Here is a 16,957-nt window from a genome sequence, read left to right as displayed (position 1 = left end):
TCCGGCCCTCAGACCGTCTCCAGCTCGACCGGTTCAGCGATGACATCCACCAGCGCGCCGTTGCGGAACACCGTGATCGGCAACGGCCGCCCGATCGCCTCGGCGAACATCAGCCGCTGAAGGCTCTGCGCGTCACCCACGGGGCTGCGTCCGGCGCTCAACACCAGGTCGCCGGGCCGCAGCCCCGCCCGCGCCGCGGGTGAGCCCGACACCACTTCCATCACCCGCAGGGCCTGCCGTTGCCCCGTCCGCGCCCGCAGCGCCTCGGGCAGCGGCGCGGGCGAGGTCACCAGCCCGAGGAAGGCGCGGCGCACCCTGCCGTCACTGATGAGCGCGGCGATGATCGACCGCGTGGTGGAGTTCATGGGTACGGCCAGGCCCACCCCGACCCCCGCCACGGCCGTGTTGATGCCCACCACCCTGGCCTGCGAGTCGGCCAGCGCCCCGCCGGAGTTGCCGGGATTGAGCGCGGCGTCGGTCTGGATGACGTCCTCGATGAGCCGCCCGCCCACCGGCAGCGACCGGCCGAGCCCCGAGACCACGCCCGCGGTCACCGAACCCGCCAGGCCCAGCGGGTTGCCCACCGCCACCACGAGCTGGCCCACCACCAGGCCGTCGCTGTCGCCCAGAGCGGCGGGAGGCGGCGTCGCCACCTGCGCCCTGATCACCGCCAGATCCGAGAGCGGATCGCGGCCCACCAGCACGAAGTCACCGGCCGAGCCGTCGCCGAAGGCCACGGTCCCCGCCCTGGATGAGCCCACCACGTGCGCGTTCGTCAGCAGGAACCCGTCGGCGGTGAACACGACCGCCGAGCCGCTGCCCCTGCCCGCGCGCACGCTGGCCACCTTCGGCATCAGCTCGGCGGCGACGGAGGAGACGGCGCGGGAGTAGGCGTCGAGGGGATCGGACATACGAGACCTCCCGAGTGAATTACACGATTACACGGTAACTCGTGCTTCACCCGATTGCGATCGCCATCGCCCCACCGACCACCGCGGCCCCCAGCCCCGCCAGGACGCTGACGACCACGTTGGCCACCGCCTGCGGGCGCATCCCCTCCTCGGCCAGCCGTACCGTCTCGTACCCCATCGTCGACCAGGTCGTCAGCGCGCCACAGAAACCCGTGCCCGCCAGGGCCATCACCCCCGACGACACCTGCGCCGCCGCCAGGAAACCGAGCACCGCGGACCCCGCGACGTTCACCGCGAGCGTCCCCCACGGGAAGGCCGACGTGTGCCGTGCCTGCACCCATCGGTCCGCGAGATAACGCAGCGGCGCGCCCACCGCGGCCCCCACCGCCACCAGCAGCACGCTCACCGCACCACCACCCACGCCGGCCGGACGCCCGCGCGCAGGCCGCTCATCTGAGCACCGCCTGCGCCAGGCGGATCCCCACCAGCACCGCCGTCACCGCCGTGAGCACCGTGGCCACCAGATAGACCAGCGCCACGACGACGGCGCCCGAGGCGATCAACCGGTGCGCTTCCACCACATACGTCGAGAACGTGGTGAACCCGCCCAGCACCCCCACGCCCAGCAGCGGACGCGTCAGCGGATGCACACCCGGCCGTTCGGTCACCACGACCATGAGGGCCCCGATCAACAGGCACCCCAGCACGTTTATCGCGAACGTCGTCCAGGGGAACCCGCCCGCCGCCGAGGGAAACGCCACTCCCAGCCCGTACCGTGCCAGCGCCCCCGCCATCCCGCCCACGGCGATCGCCGCCGGCACCCGCCATCGCGGCGGCCCCGCCTTGTCACCGAGCCCGGGGTCGTTCGGCCCCATCCCACACCTCCCGCACACTCTCGCCGCCACCCGGGGAAGTCCGCTCTCGTCACAAGCCGACGCCCGCGAGCTCCCATCCTCGCCGCCGGGGCCCCTCGCACCACCCGAGACGGCCCCCCCTCACCTCATCACCCGCCACATCTCTCACGTCATCACCCGCTTCATCCCGAGACCGCCGCTCCTGTGTCAAATCCCGGTGAAGTGGGAATTTACTCAGCCTGTGCCCATGGATGGCCGGGAGGCGCCACTTGAGCACTCGGGACGCGGTCGCCGTGCTGGCCGCCGCCGTACTCGTCGCCGCGCTTCTGGGCAGGCACCCCGGTCAACCCGGGCAACCGGCCACGGCCGCGGCCATCCCGCTCGACAACCCCGACGGCACCCGCCCAGGCCTGGCCCCCATCACCCGCGAGGGCGACAGGACCGACGCCAGAAACCTCATCAGCCGGTTACGTGTCAGGGGCATGGGCCCCAAGACCGGCTACAGCCGCGGCCGCTACGGCGACAACTGGGCCGACACCGCCGCCGACCTGCCGTACGCGGGCAACGGCTGCCGTACCCGCGACGACCTGCTCGCCCGCGACGGCCACGACCTGTCCTACCGCAAGGGCTCCTCCTGCGACGTCGTCGCGCTCAACCTCGACGACCCCTATACCGGGCGCACCATCGTCTGGCGCAAGAAACGCGCCGACGACATCCAGGTCGACCACGTCGTCCCGCTGTCCTACGGCTGGCGCATGGGCGCCGCCCGCTGGCCGGCCGCCAAACGGCTGCGTTTCGCCAACGACCCGCTCAACCTGCTGCCCGTCGACGGCGACACCAACGAGGCCAAGGGCGGTTCGGGCCCGGCCTCGTGGCTGCCGCCCCAGCGCCGCGTCCGCTGCGCCTATGCCGTCCGCTTCGCCCAGGTCGTGCTGAGGTACGGCCTGGCAGTCACCAGAGCCGACAAGGCCACCATGCTCAGAGTGTGTCGTCAGACCAGTCGAACCCGTTCTTGAACGTGATGTCGGACAGCACCCGCTGCCCGTCGGCGTTCGGATGGAAGTAGTCCCACCTGCTCACCAGATCCAGCGCGAACGGATAGGAGAACACCGCTCCCCCGTCCGTACGGCACTGCGGGCCGTACGCCTCGCACGCCCGCTCCCACTCGTCGTTGAACTCCATCACCCTGGCCCGCACGTGCGCCCGCCGCCGCACATCGGCCCGCTTGGTCGACGTCGGGTTGGCGAGCATCGTCTGGCAGATCCTTCCCAGCCCCCAGAACGTCCGCGCGAGCGCGTTGTCCTTGCCCACCCTCCACAACCTGCGCAGGTCGGGGATGCTCGCCACGAACACCCGCGCCTGCGGCAGTTCCGCGCGCAGCCTGCCCAGCGCCGCCTGCACCCGCTGCCTGAAGACGGCGACGGGCGTCATCGCCTCCTCCGTGCGCACGCACGCGTCCTGGGCGCCCAGCAGGATCGTCACGTATCCGGCCTTGGCCGCGATCGCCTTGTCCACCTGGCCCATCAGGTCGGCGCTGGTCGAGCCTGGCGAGGCGAAGTTGCGGTTGTGGCCCCGCAGCGCCGGGCCGCGCTCGGCCAGCCGTACGTAATGACTGCGCACCTGCGCGTTGTCGCCCGCCGACCACGAGCGCGACGTGCACGAGACGTACCAGCCGCAGGCGTTGAACCCCGCGCTCACCGAATCGCCCAGCGCCGCCATCACCTCGGGGACCGGCTCCGCTGCCACAGGCCCGGACCCGGAGACCAGAATCACAGCGGCGAGGACACGAAGGATCATGGTCACCAAGGTAGGGATCGCCGCCAGGCCAGGCCACGACCCGAACCCACTTCCTATCGAGGCTTGACACAACCAGGTTGAGCCCTATACCACTGGGTGTCCGAATTTTCCCCCAAGGCAGGGCATGATGGGGGGCCTGAATCGAACACGTTCAGTTCCGGCATAGCATGTCTTGAGTGAGTGTCGCGCTCGGAATAACCCGCCCTCTGCCGGTTCGCACCATCCCGATCGGGGACCCCGGCAATCTGCTCTCCAGGCTGCCCTCCACCACCCCCTACGCGTGGATCCGGCACGGCGAGGGCCTCGCCGGATGGGGCGAAGCCGCCAAGGTCACGGTGCCCCCGGGCCCCGACCGCTTCGCATGGGCACGCCAGTGGCTCGCCTCCGTCTTCGGCGACGCCCACACCCGCGGCGGCATCGGCCCCGTCGCCTTCGGCACCTTCACCTTCGACGAGAACTCACCCGGCTCGACCCTCGTCATCCCCCGGACCGTGCTGGCCCGGCGCGGAGGGCAGGCCTGGGTCACCACCATCGGCGAGCCGGAACCCATGGAGCCGCCCACCCCCATCACCGACCCGGGGCGCATCAGCTACGGCGACGGCAGCCTCACCGCGCCCGCGTGGGAGACCATCGTCGCCCGCGCCTCCCAGCGCATCCGCGAGGGCGAGCTGGAGAAGGTCGTGCTCGCCCGCGACCTCACCGCCACCGCGCAGCGCCCCATCGACGTCCGCCTGCTGCTCACCCGCCTGGCCGACCGCTATCCCGACTGCTACACCTTCTCCGTGGCCGGACTCGTCGGCGCCACCCCCGAACTGCTCATCCGCCGCACCGGCCAGCAGATCGAATCACTCGTCCTCGCCGGCACCACCACCCGCGGAACCAACCCCGCCGACGACATCGCCCGCGGCGCGGCCCTGTTCGCCTCCAAGAAGGACCGGCACGAGCACGAGTGCGCCATCTCCTCCGTCCGGGAGGCGCTCACCCCGCTGGCCGCCAGGCTCAACGTGCCCGACGAGCCGGAGCTCCTGGTCCTGCCCAACCTCCAGCACCTGGCCAGCCACGTCACCGGCACCCTCGCCGACGGCGCGTCCGTCCTCGACGTCGTCGCCGCCATGCACCCCACCGCCGCCGTCGGCGGCACCCCCACCGCCACCGCCATCAGACTCATCCGCGAGCTCGAAGGCATGGACCGGGCCGGCTACGCGGGCCCCGTCGGCTGGATCGACGCACACGGCGACGGCGAATGGGGCATCGCGCTGCGCTCGGGCATCGTCGAAGGCCGTCGCGCCCGCCTGTTCGCCGGCTGCGGCATCATGGGCACCTCCGACCCCGCCAGCGAGCTCGCCGAGGCGCAGACCAAGTTCCGCGTCATGCAGTACGCGCTGGAGGGCTGAGCCCCTCACTCCTCGGGAACGTGGATGGCCGACTCCACCGCGACCACGGCCCTGCCCGCGGTCAGCGTGGCCACCCAGTCGGTGAAGGAGGCCGCCTGGTCCTCCCCCACCGCCACGGAGAACGACACCTCGGCCCCGTAGCCGACCTCGCGCACCGGATACGCCGACGCGCGAAGGTCGTTCTCCAGCCGCCCTGCCTGCTCGTGGCCGGCCGACACCCGCACGAGCCTGGCGGGCACCATCCGCACGGGCTCCACCCTGTCGAGGGTCTCGGTCACGGCCGAGCCGTACGCCCTGACCAGGCCGCCCGCGCCGAGCAGCACGCCGCCGAAGTAGCGCGTCACCACCGCGACCACGTCGTTGAAGCCGCGCCCCACGAGCGCCTGCACCATCGGCGTGCCGGCGGTGCCGCCCGGCTCGCCGTCGTCGTCGCCCTTCTGCAGCCGCTGGCCGATGACGTAGGCGGTGCAGTTGTGGGTGGCGCCAGGGTGCAGCTTGCGCCGCTCGGCGATGAACTCCGCGGCCGCTTCCACGCTCTCCGCCGGCGCCATCGCGCAGATGAACCGTGACCTCTTGACCTCGGTCTCGTGCTCGGCGCGGGTTCTCAGGGTGAGGTAGGGAAGGGCCACCGGCTCAGGCTAGCGCCCCGGCCCTGGCTCGCGACCGGGTCAGGCGGGCGGGATGCTGATGCCGAGCATCCGGGCGCCCGTCTCCGTGCGCGGCCGGTGCGTGCTGCCAGGCCCGAACACCACGTAGCTGCCGGGGCCGAGCCGGTGCCCGTTGTCGATGAACTCCCCCGACACCACGTAGTAGCGTTCCTCCCCCTCGTGGAGGTCCACCTCCGGCCATTCGGTCCCCGGCGCGAAGTCGTACATCCAGCCGCGGGCTCGCTCGGTGGCCGGCAGCCGCCGCCTGACGATCCCAGGGACGACCTCGACGGCCTCCACCTCGTCCACGTGCAGCACCCGCATGTCATTGTCCGTGTGATCCATGCCGTCCATCCTCTCGGCCCCCGCTCCCCCGGCCCAGCGTCTGGATTGACACCTTGAGGTACTTTCCTGCCATGGGCCTTCACCGGGTCGTCGCGCTCGTCCTCCCCCCGCAGTCCACCTTCGAGCTGGCCTGCGCCGCCGAGGTGTTCGGGGTGCGGCGGCCGGGCCTGCCCGTCCACTACGACTTCGGCGTCTGCGCCGAGCGCCCCGGGCCCGTGCCGACCCTGGCCGGCTACGACATGCACGTGGCCGCGGGCCTGGCGGCACTGGACACCGCGGACACCGTCGTCGTCCCCGGCTGGCAGCGGCCCTGCGACCCTGTCTCCGCGGACGTCGTCGAGGCCCTCCTGCGGGCGCACGGGCGCGGGGCGCGGATCGTCTCGATCTGCTCGGGCGCCTTCCTGCTGGCCCAGGCCGGACTGCTCGACCATCGCAGGGCCACCACCCACTGGCGGATGGCCGCCGAGCTCGCGGCCCGCTTCCCCCTGGTCGAGGTCGACTCCGACATCCTGTACGTCGACCTGGGCGACATCGCCACCAGCGCGGGCACCGCCGCGGGCATCGACCTGTGCCTGCAACTGGTCCGCGCCGACCACGGCGCCGCCTACGCCGCGCAGGTGGCCAGGCACATGATCATGCCGCCGCACAGGGAGGGCGGGCAGCTGCAGTACGCCGCGACGAGCGTCACCGGCAGGGTCCCCGACTCGCTGGCACCCGTCCTCGACTGGGCGGCGGAACGGCTGCACGAGCCGCTCACGGTGGACGACCTGGCGGCCAGGGCGGGGATCTCCTCGCGCACCCTGGCCAGGAGGTTCGCCGAGCAGCTCGGCGCCAGCCCCGGCAGGTGGCTGCTCTCCCGTCGCGTGGCGGCGGCGCAGGCGCTGCTTGAGGAGACCGACCTGCCGGTCGAGACGATCGCGGCGCGGGTCGGCCTGTCGTCGGCGACGAACCTGCGAAGGCGCTTCCACGACGCCCTGCGCACCACTCCCGCCGCCTACCGCCGCTCCTTCCGCTGGTGACCGCCTCCTCACGTTGGCAGTGGCGACAAGGCGTGGCTCAGGCCCAGCCGTACCGACGCGACCGACACCGGCAACCTGGCGGGCCGGCTTCCGCGGCAACATCATCGAGACCGGCGCCGAGTCCTACCGGCCGGCCCAGGCCCGCGCCCAGGCCACCGCCTCCACCACCGCGAAGAAGGCCGCCGCCGGCAGCTGAGCATTGGCCTCTGTCACCTGTTGCAGGCGGCGGACCGGGCGTCCTGTGCAAATACGACGAATCCCCTTGAGAAGCACATACTGCGTATGCATACTTAGTATCCATGTCGCTCAGGCATGGGCTGCTCGCCCTGCTCAGCAGGGGGCCCCGGCATGGCTACCAATTGCGGGTGGAATTCGAGGCGTCGACTGGGGCGACCTGGCCGCTCAACATCGGCCAGGTCTACACGACGCTGTCCCGCATGGAGCGCGACGGCCTGGTCGAGCCGGGCGAGTCGGACGAGCAGGGCCGGGTCGTCTACACGATGGTTCAGCACCCCCGTCGTCCAGTCCGACCGGCCGCGGGACGAGCTGATCATCAAGCTGGCCATGGCCGTCGCCGCCAAGGAGGTGGACGTCGCCGAGGTCATCCGCAAGCAGCGTACTGCGACCATGCGCACCCTCCAGCAGCTGACCAGGGCCAAGCGCGCTGCCACGGAAGGCGCAGCCCAGCGGCTCGTGCTCGATTCCATGATCTTCCAGGCCGAGGCCGAGCAACGGTGGCTGGACCACTGCGAGGCCGTTCTCAAGGAGGAAAGATGACGGTCGTACGGCTGGCAGAGGTGGCCAGAGTCCATGGCGAAGGGGCGACAGCCGTACACGCTCTGAAGGGCGTGAACCTCGAGGTGGACTCGGGAGAGCTGGTCGCGGTCATGGGCCCGTCAGGGTCCGGCAAGTCGACCCTGCTCAACCTCGCGGGCGGGCTCGACCGGCCCACCTCAGGGACGGTGCACATTGACGAGCAAGACCTCGCCACCGTGCGCGACCTGGCGGCGCTGCGGCGCCGCAGCGCCGGCTACGTCTTCCAGGACCTCAACCCCATCCCGTCGCTGACGGCGGCCGAGAACGTCATGCTGCCGCGCGAGCTCGACGGCGTGCGGTCACGCCTCGCCCGCGAGGAGGCCATGGCAGTGCTGGCGGAGATCGACGTGGAATACCTGGCCGACCGCTTCCCCGACGAGCTGTCCGGCGGCCAGCGCCAGCGGGTCGCGATCGCCCGCGCCTTGGTCGGCGAGCGGCGCCTGCTGCTGGCCGACGAACCAACCGGCGCGCTCGACACGCGAACCGGCGACGAGATCCTGCAATTAGTACGCGCCCGCTGTGACGCGGGCGCGGCGGTCCTGCTCGTCACCCACGAGCCGCGCTACGCCGCCTGGGCCGATCGTGTGGTGTTCCTCCGCGACGGGATGATCACGGATTCCACGAACGTGTCGCTGGTGAGCGCCCGATGAGCGCCGCTCTCGCCGCGCTGCGCATCGCCCGCCGGAACGCGTGGCGTTCCCGGGGACGAAGCGCGCTCATCATGGTGATGATCGGCTTGCCCGTCTTGGTGATCACGGCGATTCTCACCCTCATCATGACCATGAACGTCACTCCGCAGGAGGGACTGGTGGCCGAGCTCGGCGCGGCCGACGCCCGCCTCATGCAGATACCCGAGGGTACGGTGCTCCGCCAGGGGCCGAACGGGGCGAGCTGGGGCCCGGGCGGCGACGGAGCGGCCGTGCCCAGGCTCGGCACCGCCGAGGTGGCGGCACTGCTCGGGCCGGGCGCCCGGTTGATCCCCTTCAGTACCGGGGTGCTCCGGCTGGGCGACGAGCGGGTCGAGGCGCTGGAGACCGACCTGCGCGATCCCCTTACCAGGGGGGTGCTGACGTTGAGTGAGGGCAGGTTTCCCTCCGCCCGGGAGGTGGCGGTGACACCGGCGTTCGGCCTGCGGCCCGGCGATCTCCTGCGGCCATCCGGTGCGGCGCCGTTGACGGTGGTGGGCGTGGTCGAGCACCCGCACCGGCCGTCGCTTCGAGAGGTCGTGGGGCCGGATCTCCCGCTGGCGCAGTCGGGTGACCTCTGGTCTCCGGGCGAGTACGGCACCGGATGGCTCGCCGACACCGCGAAGCCCGTGTCCTGGGCCGACGTGCCCGCGCTGAACCAGGCCGGCCTGTTCGCAACCTCCCGCGCCGTGATCACGGACCCGCGCACCCCGGTTCGTGCCTCAGCCTTCGACGTCCAGGGCACGGTCGGGATCGGCGCCATGGTGATCATGGTGGTGCTGGAGACCGTGCTGCTGGCTGGGCCCGCCTTCGCGGTCGGGCTCCGGAGACGGCGCCGGGAGCTGGCCGAGATCGCGGCGCAGGGCGGCTCTGCCGGGCACCTGCGGACGATCGTGCTGGCCGACGGGCTGGTCCTCGGAGGTGTGGCCACCCTCGTGGCGACGGTGCTGGGCATCGGGGCCGGAGCGCTGGGCGCCCAGGCCGTGGCGCGCTGGGGAGGGCAGGTCGGCCCGCCGGAGATACCGTGGTGGCCGGTTCTGGGCGTCGCCGCGCTGGGCCTGCTCACCGGGCTCGTGGCAGCGCTGGTGCCTGCCGTACAAGCGGGTCGGCAGAACACCGCGGCCGTGCTGGCCGGCCGCGCGCCCGCGGCCGCCGATCGGCCGGGATGGCCCCTGGTGGGGGTCGTGCTGGTGCTGGCAGGACTGGCGGCGACCGTGGTGGCGCGCCGCCAGTCGGGCTCGGCGTGGGTGCTCGCCTCCGCGGTGCTGGTCCTGCTCGGGCTGGTGGTGTTGACGCCGTGGCTGGTCGGCTACACGGGACGGCTGGCCACGCGGCTGCGCCTCCCGCTGCGGATGTCCGTCCGCGACGCGGTCCGCCACCGATCCCGGACGGCGAGCGCCGTGGCGGCCGTCATGGCGGTCACGGCCACGGTCGTGGCGGTGGGCATCGGCGCCCACAGCGAATACCTGGACCGGCGCGACGCCTACACCTCGGCGCGCCCGACCGGCATGCTGGCGATCTGGGGCGGCACCATGGCCGACGCGACCTGGAACAAGCTGCGCGCCGAAACGGCCCGCCAGCTGCCGGGCGTGCCGCTGACCGCCGGCTACCAAGCGAAGGACGCCCAAGGCCACCGCTACGCGTTGCGGTACACGGTGCGATGGAACGGGACACGGACGCGTCGCACGGCGGCCATCGGCGACCAGGCTCTGCTCAGGCTCCTGCAAGGGCGCCACGACCCGCAGGCAGCCGCGGCGCTGGCGAGCGGCAAGGCCGTGGTGTTCGACGCGGCCGCGCTGCGGGACGGCAAGCTGGCGCTGCGGGCGAGCTCCACGTCCGGCCCCCCGCGCAAACTCGACGTGCCCGCGGTGCTTGCCACACCCGCCGACAAGCACCAGGGCGGTGCCCTGCTCCCGCGCGCCCTGGTCGAGCAGGCCGGCTTCTCGACGGCGGAGCGCCAGCTCTACGCCATGCACCGGCCGTCAGCCGACTCGACACTGTGGCGCGATCTCTCCAAGGTGACCTCCCGTGTCACGATCGCCTCCGAGGAGGGCTATCGCAACGTGCCCGACCCCGGCTTGTGGGGCTGGCTCGTCGGCGCTCTCGTCCTCGTCGTCGGCGGCACGCTGGCCGCCACCCGCCTGGCAGCCGCCGACATGCGGCCCGAGCGGGCGACGATGATGGCCATCGGCGCCCCGCCCGGGACGTTGCGGCTGGTCGTGGCCGGCCAGGCCCTCTACATCTCCTGGCTCGGCGCGCTGGTGGGGTTGTTCGCCGGAATGGTGACGGGCGTGGCGCTGAGCCGGCCGATGACGACGCACGGCGCAGGAGATCCCGCCACGATCGCCATACCGTGGCCGTTCGTGATCGCCGTGGTGGTGGGGCTGCCCGTTCTGGCAACTGTGGCGGCGCTGATCACCCGGACCAGACTGCCCGTCACCCGCCGGCTCCTATGACACGGATCGGACAGCGCGCGCTCGTCGACGGCTCGCCGGTCGGGGCCGTGATCACCCGATGAGGCCGGAAGCTTCGAGATCGCCCACGGGATCGTGGATCTCGTCACGCGGGGACGACCGGGCTGGTGTGATCGGAGCTCATGCGGGGAGCGGCCACCGGCATGGGAGGCGAAGGGATTCGCGTACCCACAGCCGGTCAGTGGAGATCGACGTGCGCCCGTCGCGCCATTTGGAGCTCAGTCGAGAGTCACCGCTCTTGGTCGAGAAATAGCAGGCTCCGAATGTATGCCGAGGGGAGGTGGTCTCCGCGCAGGAGATACCCGGCGAACCCTGCAATCACGGCGCTGCCGACTAGAAGCTGCTTGAGCATATGAATTCCCCGATTGATCTCGATCTGTTAAACCAGCCTTACCGCTCGAAGGCTGCCCGCTAGCTAGTAGACCTCCCTTTAGCGCCACGGACAATCGAATGGCGACAAAGGAGGATTAATCCCTCATCAACGCATTCTACGAGTGTCGAATCCGGCATTTAGGATATAAAAGATGAATATGAACATATTTCATCGTGGGCCCCTGGCGAAGTAGCTTGGAGGGCCCGAGTGACGCCTGCCCCTACACCATGCAATGGTCGCGTTCGGCGCGTCGACGGGTCGGACCGCGGTAAAGGTTTCCTTCTCTTGGGGGCATATGGCGGGAGCTTTATCATGCGGGGTCACGTTGATGGTGATCGCGCTGATAGAAAGAGGTGCGTGATCACCTTCTCCGGTTGATCAGTCTGTGAAGCGGGGTGCTCGGATCATCTACTCGGGCACCCCCCTTTACCGGATGCGATTCAGCTGACGGCCATCCGTTATTGTGCGTCCAGCGCCTGGCCGGACATCTTTCAGAGGTTGACGGTGACCCCGTACGCGCTCCCCTCGCGATGGTCCCGATGGTCGCCGTCCTCCTCGCGGGTGCGGGGAAGGGCGGAATCACCCCGCGCGACCTGCGCCGAGGACCACCCGAGGCGGGCGGGCCCCAACATAAGCTCGGCATCGTGAAGTATGTGCTGATGATCGGTTCGGACGCCTCGGCGCCGCCTGAAGTCCTCGACGCCCAGCGGGAGGCGGGCTGCGGCGGCTGGAGTGAGGAGATGGAGGCGCGGGGCGTGGTGCGTGGTGGGGCGGGGCTGCGGCCCAGCTCCGAGGCCACGACCGTGCGCGTTCGCGAGGGCCGTGTGCTGCGGTCGGACGGGCCGTTCGCGGAGACCAAGGAGCAGATCGGCGGCTTCGTCATCATCGAGTGCGCCGATCTGGACGAGGCCATCGAGATCGCCGCCAAGCACCCGTCGGCCCGCTTCGGGCAGATCGAGATCAGGCCCGTCTGGGAGCCATGACGGAGCCATGACACTGCCATGACCGGGACGGACGCCGCGGCGCGAAAGGCCACGATCGAGGCCGTCTTCCGCGCCGAATGGGGGCAGGTCGTCGCCACCCTCATCCGGGTGACGGGCGACTGGGATCTGGCGGAGGAGTGCGCCCAGGAGGCCTTCGCCACGGCCATGGAGCGCTGGCCAGGGGAAGGCGTCCCCGACAGGCCCGGCGCGTGGCTGACCGTGACCGCCCGTAACCGGGCCACCGACCGGCTGCGCAGGCAGGCCGTCGGCGCAGCCAAGCTCCGCGAGCTGGCCGCGACCGCGCCGGGGCCGCAGCCCGAGGTGGACGACTTCCCCGACGACAGGCTGCGGCTGATGTTCACCTGCTGCCATCCTGCACTGCCCTTCGAAGCGCAGGTCGCGCTCACCCTGCGCAGCCTGGCGGGGCTCGGCACCGAGGAGATCGCCCGCGCCTTCCTGGTGCCGGAGTCCACGATGTCGCAGCGCCTCGTCAGGGCCAAGCGCCGGATCCGCGAGGCGGCGATCCCGTTCGCCGTGCCGTCCCCCGATCTGCTGCCCGAACGGCTCGAGGCCGTCCTGGGCGTGCTGTACCTGCTGTTCAACCAGGGCTACACCGCGCACGGGCTGTGCGACGAGGCCATCGGTCTGGCCAGGTTGCTGGCCAGGCTCATGCCAGAGGAGCCCGAGGCGGGCGGGCTGCTGGCGCTGATGCTGCTGCACGACGCGAGGCGGGCGGCCAGGCTCGACGACGAGGGCGTGCTCGTCACGCTCGACCGCCAGGACCGCGGGCTGTGGGATCGCCCCCAGATCGAGGAGGGGGTCGCCGTCCTCGACGCGTGCCTGGCGCGCGGCCGCCCCGGGCCGTACCAGTTGCAGGCCGCCATCGCGGCCTGTCACGCCACCGCGGCCGGCGCCGACGAGACGGACTGGCGGCAGATCCTCCTGCTGTACGGCACGCTGGCGCGCGTGCTTCCCTCCCCCGTGGTGGAGCTCAACAGGGCGGTGGCGCTCGCCATGGTCGAGGGCCCGCGGGCGGGACTCGACCTGGTCGACACGCTCACCGGCCTGGACGGTTACCACCTGCTGCCGGCCACCCGCGCCGACCTGCTGCGCCGCCTCGGCAGGCGGGCCGAGGCCGCGGAGGCCTACCGGCGGGCGATCGAGCTGGCGGGTGAGGAGGCCGACCGCCGCTACCTGCGCGGGCGGCTGGCGGAGATCTCCGGCTGACGGCTCATCAGGTACGACCCGCGCGACTCCGGCCTGTCGACCGCCTATCCCGCGCAGGCCCCGCCGTACACGCTGAGGGACCTCGTCGCCGACGCGGCGGCCCTGCCCGCGGCGTTCGGCGCGAGCAGGGCGCACGCGGTCGGCCTCTCCACGGGCGGCTGGGTCGCTCAGCTGCTCGCGCTGGACCACCCCACCCTCGTCGCCTCGCTCACGCTGGTCGCCACCAGACCCACCGCGCCCGGACCTGCCGACCCCGACCTGCCCGAGCACGCCGAGCGGGTCATGGCCCGCGTCATGAACGGTCCCGACTGGTCGGATCGCGGGGCGGTGGTCGAGCATCTGGTCGGTTTCGAGCGGATCATGGCGGGCGAGAGCGCCTTCGACGAGGTCGCGGCCAGGCGGCGCGCCGAGCGCCATCGGGATCCGCACGCCGCCTCCGTCAACCTGGCCTTCATCGATCACGGCGAGCGGTGGCGCGAGCGGCTGGGTGAGATCCGCGTGCCCACGCTGGTCGTCCACGGCAGCGCCGACCCGTTCTTCCCGCTCGGCAACGGCGAGGCGCTGGCCAGGGAGATCCCGTCGGCCAGCCTACTGACCGTGGAAGGCGCGGGTCACGAGCTGCCCCGCCGGGCATGGGAGGCGATCTCTGCCCACTTGAAGAATGACTGACCGGTCATTCATAATCCACTCATGCCCAAGAGAGTCGACCGGGCCGCGCGCCGCGAGGAGATCCTGGCGGCCGCGGTGCGGGTGTTCGCGCGTAAGGGCTTCGCCGCCTCGCGCATCGACGACGTCGCCGCCGAGGCGGGCATCGCCAAAGGCAGCGTCTACCTCTACTTCGACAGCCGCGACGCCCTGCTGAGTGCCGCCTTCGAGTCCTACGCCGCCCTCTCCGCCGACGTGCTCGCCGACCTGGGGCAGGGCCCCGCGCTGGACAGGCTCGCGACGCTGGTGCGGCGGGTCGTCGCGATGCTGGCCGCCCACCCCGACCACGCCCGCGTCCTGGTGGATCTGTGGGCGTCGGGGCCGCCGCTCGACATGGCCGCCGTCTACCACGACTACCGCGCGGTGATCGAGGACCTGCTGCGGCAGGCGGGCGAGGAGGGCGCCCTGCGCGCGGGCATCGGCCCCGAGCACGCCGTGGTCGTCGTCGCCGCCATCGAGGGCTGCCTGCTGCAGTGGCTCGTCGACCCCAAGCTGCCGCTCGCCGGCCTGGCCGGACCCGTCATCGACATCTGCGTGGAAGGAATCAGGGAATGACGCTCACCGAACGCCTGATCGCCCCCGGCGCCACCCGGGGCGAGGCCGTGCTGTCGTTCGGCACCGCGTTCGCGGGCTGCGCGCTCTCGGTGGCGCTCGGGTCGGCCGCGGGCCTGCCGCCGCTCGCCGTCGTGGTGATCGCCGTCGTCGCCTTCGACCTGTACGGCGGAGCCGTCGTCAACGCCACCCACGCCGCCAAGCTCTGGTTCCACCGGCAGGGCCGTACGGCCAGGCACCACCTGGGCTTCGTGGCGATCCACGTGCAGCCGTTCGTCCTGGCCTGGGCGGTGCCGGGATTCACCTGGACGGCCGCGGCCGTGATCTACGCCTCCGCGCTGGCGGCGGCGCTGGTGGTGACGGCGGTTCCGCTGCCTCTGCGCAGGCCCGCCGCCTTCGCCGCCACCGCGCTCGCGCTCGTCTGGACCACCGCGATGGTGGCCGTGCCCGGCGCGCTGGCCTGGTTCGCCCCCGTCCTGCTGATCAAGCTGCTGCTCGCCCACCTGCTGCCCGAGGAGGCGGCGCGGTGATCGCCGTCACGCCTCGCTGATCGCCTCGATCCTGGCCAGGTGGCCGGTCTCCAGCGCGGCCCACAGGAAACCGTCGGCCCCCACGGCGATGCCGTGCGGCTCCGACGCGGGTGTGGGCAGTTCGTAGGTGGTGATGTGTCCTTCGGCCGTGACGCGGCCGACGCGGTTGCCGCCCCACTCGGTGAACCAGCAGGCGCCGTCGGGGCCCAGGGTGATCGCGTGCGGGCGGGCCGCCCTGTCGGGCAGCGGGAACTCGGTGATGTCACCGTCGACGGTGATCCTGCCGATCTGCCCCGCGCCGATCTCGACGAACCACAGCGCGCCGTCGCCGCCCGCGGTGATGCCCACGGGCGCCGCGGCCTCGGTTGGCAGCGGGTGGACGTCGATCCGGCCGTCCATCGTGATACGGCCGATGGCGTTGGCCTGGTTCATCGCGAACCACATCGCGCCGTCGGCACCGGCGGCGATCGCCGAGGGGAAGGCCCCCGGCGTCGGCAGCGGGTACTCGGTCACCTTGCCGTCGGTGGTGATCCGCCCGACCAGGCCGGCGTTGGTCCCGGTGAACCACAGCGCGCCGTCGGGGCCCTGCGCGATCCCGAACGGCCCCGCCTCGGCGGTGGGCAGCGCGAAGGAGCGGGCCTCGCCCTTGACGGTGATCCTGCCGATCGCGTGCCCTTGATACTCGGTGAACCACAGCGCGCCGTCCGGGCCCTGCGTGATCACCGTCGGTCCTGCCCCGACCGGGTAGGTCGTGACGACGCCGTCGGCCGCCCTGCGACCGATCGCACCCTGACCGACGAGCGTGAACCACAGCGCGTCGTCGGGTCCTGTGGTGATCGCGTACGGCCCTGCGGCGGGGACCGCGAACTCCCTGACCGGATCGGCGATCCACGCGGCGGCCCTGGCGACCATGGACGCCCGATCCTGGAGGGCCTCCACGCGAACGCTACCCCCGGCGATCGCGGGGGCGGTCGCGGGGGTGTCGGCACCGGCCGTGAGGATCAGGAGGGGCGGGAGGTCGGCAGGCGGCGGGGAGACCTCGGGGGGTGAGAGCAGGACCACCCCCGCAGGCGACGCGGCGAGCAGCGGGAGCGCCTCCAGCGCGAGCGCCGCGCCCGGACCCTCGCCCGCCAGCGTGATCCGCGAGGCGGGCGTGCCCTCGTCGAGCAGCGCCTGGTAGGCGGCGGCCACGTCGCTCGGCCCGGCGGGGCCGACCTCCACCACGCCGCAGCCGAGGTCGGCGGCTCCCCGCTCGTCGTGGCCGTGGATGTAGAGGACGGTTCGCATGCTTCTCCTCGTGACGTTCAGTGGTTGTCCATCGTGAGCTGGTACTCGTGGGTACGCCGATGGGCGACGAAGCCCAGGCGCTCGTCGACCGCGAGCATGTGCGCGTTGCCGTCGGCGTTGTCGGTCTCGATCTCGGCGATCGACGGGTGCCGGGCGCGCGGCGACCTGACCGTCGCCGACTTCGGCCACAGGCCGACCCCATGGCCTCGATGCGGCGTCTCCTGTGGCAGGTCGCGGGCGATCGAGGCGACGGCGGCGGCGGCGGGCCAAGCGGCCGACTGCTCGGCCGACACCGAGGCGACCTGGGTGATACGGATCATGACGTCCACCCTAGGCGGCCCGCCGGGCCGCTTGCGA

Annotated in this window: 20 protein-coding genes and 1 pseudogene; 13 read left to right on the top strand and 8 right to left on the bottom strand. The window is 72.0% G+C overall.

Going from position 1 to position 16,957, the window contains the following annotated elements; genetic code table 11:
• Positions 1–8 precede the first annotated feature (8 nt).
• The 3 genes from AB0B45_RS10305 to crcB (AB0B45_RS10295) are packed head-to-tail and all read right to left on the bottom strand — an operon-like array spanning position 9 to position 1,786.
• The gene (locus tag AB0B45_RS10305; RefSeq protein ID WP_358128083.1) at positions 9–911 is read right to left on the bottom strand and encodes a trypsin-like peptidase domain-containing protein; all 903 of its coding nucleotides are present in this window, start codon (positions 909–911) and stop codon (positions 9–11) included.
• 46 nt (positions 912–957) lie between these two features.
• Complete coding sequence (gene crcB / locus AB0B45_RS10300) at positions 958–1,317, bottom strand: fluoride efflux transporter CrcB (RefSeq protein WP_358128081.1); 360 nt, start codon at positions 1,315–1,317, stop codon at positions 958–960.
• A 43-nt stretch (positions 1,318–1,360) separates the two neighbouring features.
• Positions 1,361–1,786, bottom strand: a complete 426-nt coding sequence (gene crcB / locus AB0B45_RS10295) for a fluoride efflux transporter CrcB (RefSeq protein WP_358128079.1) — start codon at positions 1,784–1,786, stop codon at positions 1,361–1,363.
• A 248-nt stretch (positions 1,787–2,034) separates the two neighbouring features.
• Here crcB (AB0B45_RS10295) and AB0B45_RS10290 point away from each other — a divergent pair, with 248 nt between their 5' ends.
• The gene (locus tag AB0B45_RS10290; protein WP_358128077.1) at positions 2,035–2,781 is read left to right on the top strand and encodes an HNH endonuclease family protein; all 747 of its coding nucleotides are present in this window, start codon (positions 2,035–2,037) and stop codon (positions 2,779–2,781) included.
• On the opposite strand, the gene AB0B45_RS10285 is transcribed toward AB0B45_RS10290, so the two are convergent.
• Positions 2,744–3,562 carry a GDSL-type esterase/lipase family protein gene (locus tag AB0B45_RS10285; RefSeq protein WP_358128076.1) on the bottom strand — a complete coding sequence of 273 codons (819 nt, stop codon included), beginning with the start codon at positions 3,560–3,562 and terminating at the stop codon, positions 2,744–2,746. The two genes, AB0B45_RS10290 and AB0B45_RS10285, sit on opposite strands and share 38 nt — an antisense overlap.
• 176 nt (positions 3,563–3,738) lie before the next feature.
• Between AB0B45_RS10285 and AB0B45_RS10280 the strand changes: the two genes are divergently transcribed.
• Positions 3,739–4,956, top strand: a complete 1,218-nt coding sequence (locus AB0B45_RS10280) for an isochorismate synthase (protein WP_358128074.1) — start codon at positions 3,739–3,741, stop codon at positions 4,954–4,956.
• A 5-nt stretch (positions 4,957–4,961) separates the two neighbouring features.
• Here AB0B45_RS10280 and AB0B45_RS10275 read toward each other — a convergent pair whose 3' ends face one another.
• Both AB0B45_RS10275 and AB0B45_RS10270 read right to left on the bottom strand, forming a co-directional pair.
• Positions 4,962–5,585: a YigZ family protein gene (locus tag AB0B45_RS10275; RefSeq protein WP_358128072.1), complete on the bottom strand. Its 624-nt coding sequence runs from the start codon at positions 5,583–5,585 to the stop codon at positions 4,962–4,964.
• Positions 5,586–5,624: 39 nt separating this feature from the next.
• A complete protein-coding gene (locus tag AB0B45_RS10270) occupies positions 5,625–5,948 on the bottom strand; it encodes a cupin domain-containing protein (RefSeq protein WP_358128071.1) in 324 nt (107 codons plus the stop codon).
• Positions 5,949–6,019: 71 nt separating this feature from the next.
• Between AB0B45_RS10270 and AB0B45_RS10265 the strand changes: the two genes are divergently transcribed.
• The 11 genes and pseudogenes from AB0B45_RS10265 (at position 6,020) to AB0B45_RS10215 (ending at position 15,313) form a co-directional block, all read left to right on the top strand.
• Positions 6,020–6,967: a helix-turn-helix domain-containing protein gene (locus AB0B45_RS10265; RefSeq protein ID WP_358128069.1), complete on the top strand. Its 948-nt coding sequence runs from the start codon at positions 6,020–6,022 to the stop codon at positions 6,965–6,967.
• 19 nt (positions 6,968–6,986) lie between these two features.
• The gene (locus AB0B45_RS10260; protein WP_358128067.1) at positions 6,987–7,163 is read left to right on the top strand and encodes a hypothetical protein; all 177 of its coding nucleotides are present in this window, start codon (positions 6,987–6,989) and stop codon (positions 7,161–7,163) included.
• 103 nt (positions 7,164–7,266) lie between these two features.
• A pseudogene (locus tag AB0B45_RS10255) lies at positions 7,267–7,410 on the top strand (helix-turn-helix transcriptional regulator); the annotation flags it as partial.
• Positions 7,411–7,531: 121 nt separating this feature from the next.
• Entirely contained in the window at positions 7,532–7,744 is a 213-nt protein-coding gene (locus AB0B45_RS10250) for a hypothetical protein (protein WP_358128378.1), read from the top strand.
• Positions 7,741–8,433, top strand: a complete 693-nt coding sequence (locus AB0B45_RS10245) for an ABC transporter ATP-binding protein (RefSeq protein WP_358128376.1) — start codon at positions 7,741–7,743, stop codon at positions 8,431–8,433. Before AB0B45_RS10250 ends, AB0B45_RS10245 begins: the two co-directional genes overlap by 4 nt.
• Positions 8,430–10,925: an FtsX-like permease family protein gene (locus AB0B45_RS10240; protein ID WP_358128065.1), complete on the top strand. Its 2,496-nt coding sequence runs from the start codon at positions 8,430–8,432 to the stop codon at positions 10,923–10,925. The genes AB0B45_RS10245 and AB0B45_RS10240 overlap by 4 nt, the downstream gene beginning before the upstream one ends.
• Before the next feature lie 1,035 nt (positions 10,926–11,960).
• Complete coding sequence (locus AB0B45_RS10235) at positions 11,961–12,299, top strand: YciI family protein (protein ID WP_358128063.1); 339 nt, start codon at positions 11,961–11,963, stop codon at positions 12,297–12,299.
• An 18-nt stretch (positions 12,300–12,317) separates the two neighbouring features.
• Positions 12,318–13,526, top strand: a complete 1,209-nt coding sequence (locus tag AB0B45_RS10230; protein WP_358128061.1) for a sigma-70 family RNA polymerase sigma factor — start codon at positions 12,318–12,320, stop codon at positions 13,524–13,526.
• Positions 13,527–13,532: 6 nt separating this feature from the next.
• Positions 13,533–14,195, top strand: a complete 663-nt coding sequence (locus AB0B45_RS10225; protein ID WP_358128374.1) for an alpha/beta hydrolase — start codon at positions 13,533–13,535, stop codon at positions 14,193–14,195.
• Positions 14,196–14,216: 21 nt separating this feature from the next.
• Positions 14,217–14,786, top strand: a complete 570-nt coding sequence (locus AB0B45_RS10220; RefSeq protein ID WP_358128059.1) for a TetR/AcrR family transcriptional regulator — start codon at positions 14,217–14,219, stop codon at positions 14,784–14,786.
• Positions 14,783–15,313: a hypothetical protein gene (locus AB0B45_RS10215; RefSeq protein WP_358128057.1), complete on the top strand. Its 531-nt coding sequence runs from the start codon at positions 14,783–14,785 to the stop codon at positions 15,311–15,313. The genes AB0B45_RS10220 and AB0B45_RS10215 overlap by 4 nt, the downstream gene beginning before the upstream one ends.
• Before the next feature lie 6 nt (positions 15,314–15,319).
• On the opposite strand, the gene AB0B45_RS10210 is transcribed toward AB0B45_RS10215, so the two are convergent.
• Complete coding sequence (locus tag AB0B45_RS10210; RefSeq protein ID WP_358128055.1) at positions 15,320–16,600, bottom strand: hypothetical protein; 1,281 nt, start codon at positions 16,598–16,600, stop codon at positions 15,320–15,322.
• Between the two features lie 17 nt (positions 16,601–16,617).
• Positions 16,618–16,920: a hypothetical protein gene (locus AB0B45_RS10205; protein WP_358128053.1), complete on the bottom strand. Its 303-nt coding sequence runs from the start codon at positions 16,918–16,920 to the stop codon at positions 16,618–16,620.
• Between the last annotated feature and the right edge of the window lie 37 nt (positions 16,921–16,957).

The sequence above is a fragment of the Nonomuraea sp. NPDC049152 genome, from assembly GCF_040648355.1.
Classification (GTDB): Bacteria; Actinomycetota; Actinomycetes; order Streptosporangiales; family Streptosporangiaceae; genus Nonomuraea.
The sequence above is the reverse complement of the archived record's forward strand: the minus strand, read 5'-3'. Positions and strand labels throughout refer to the sequence as shown.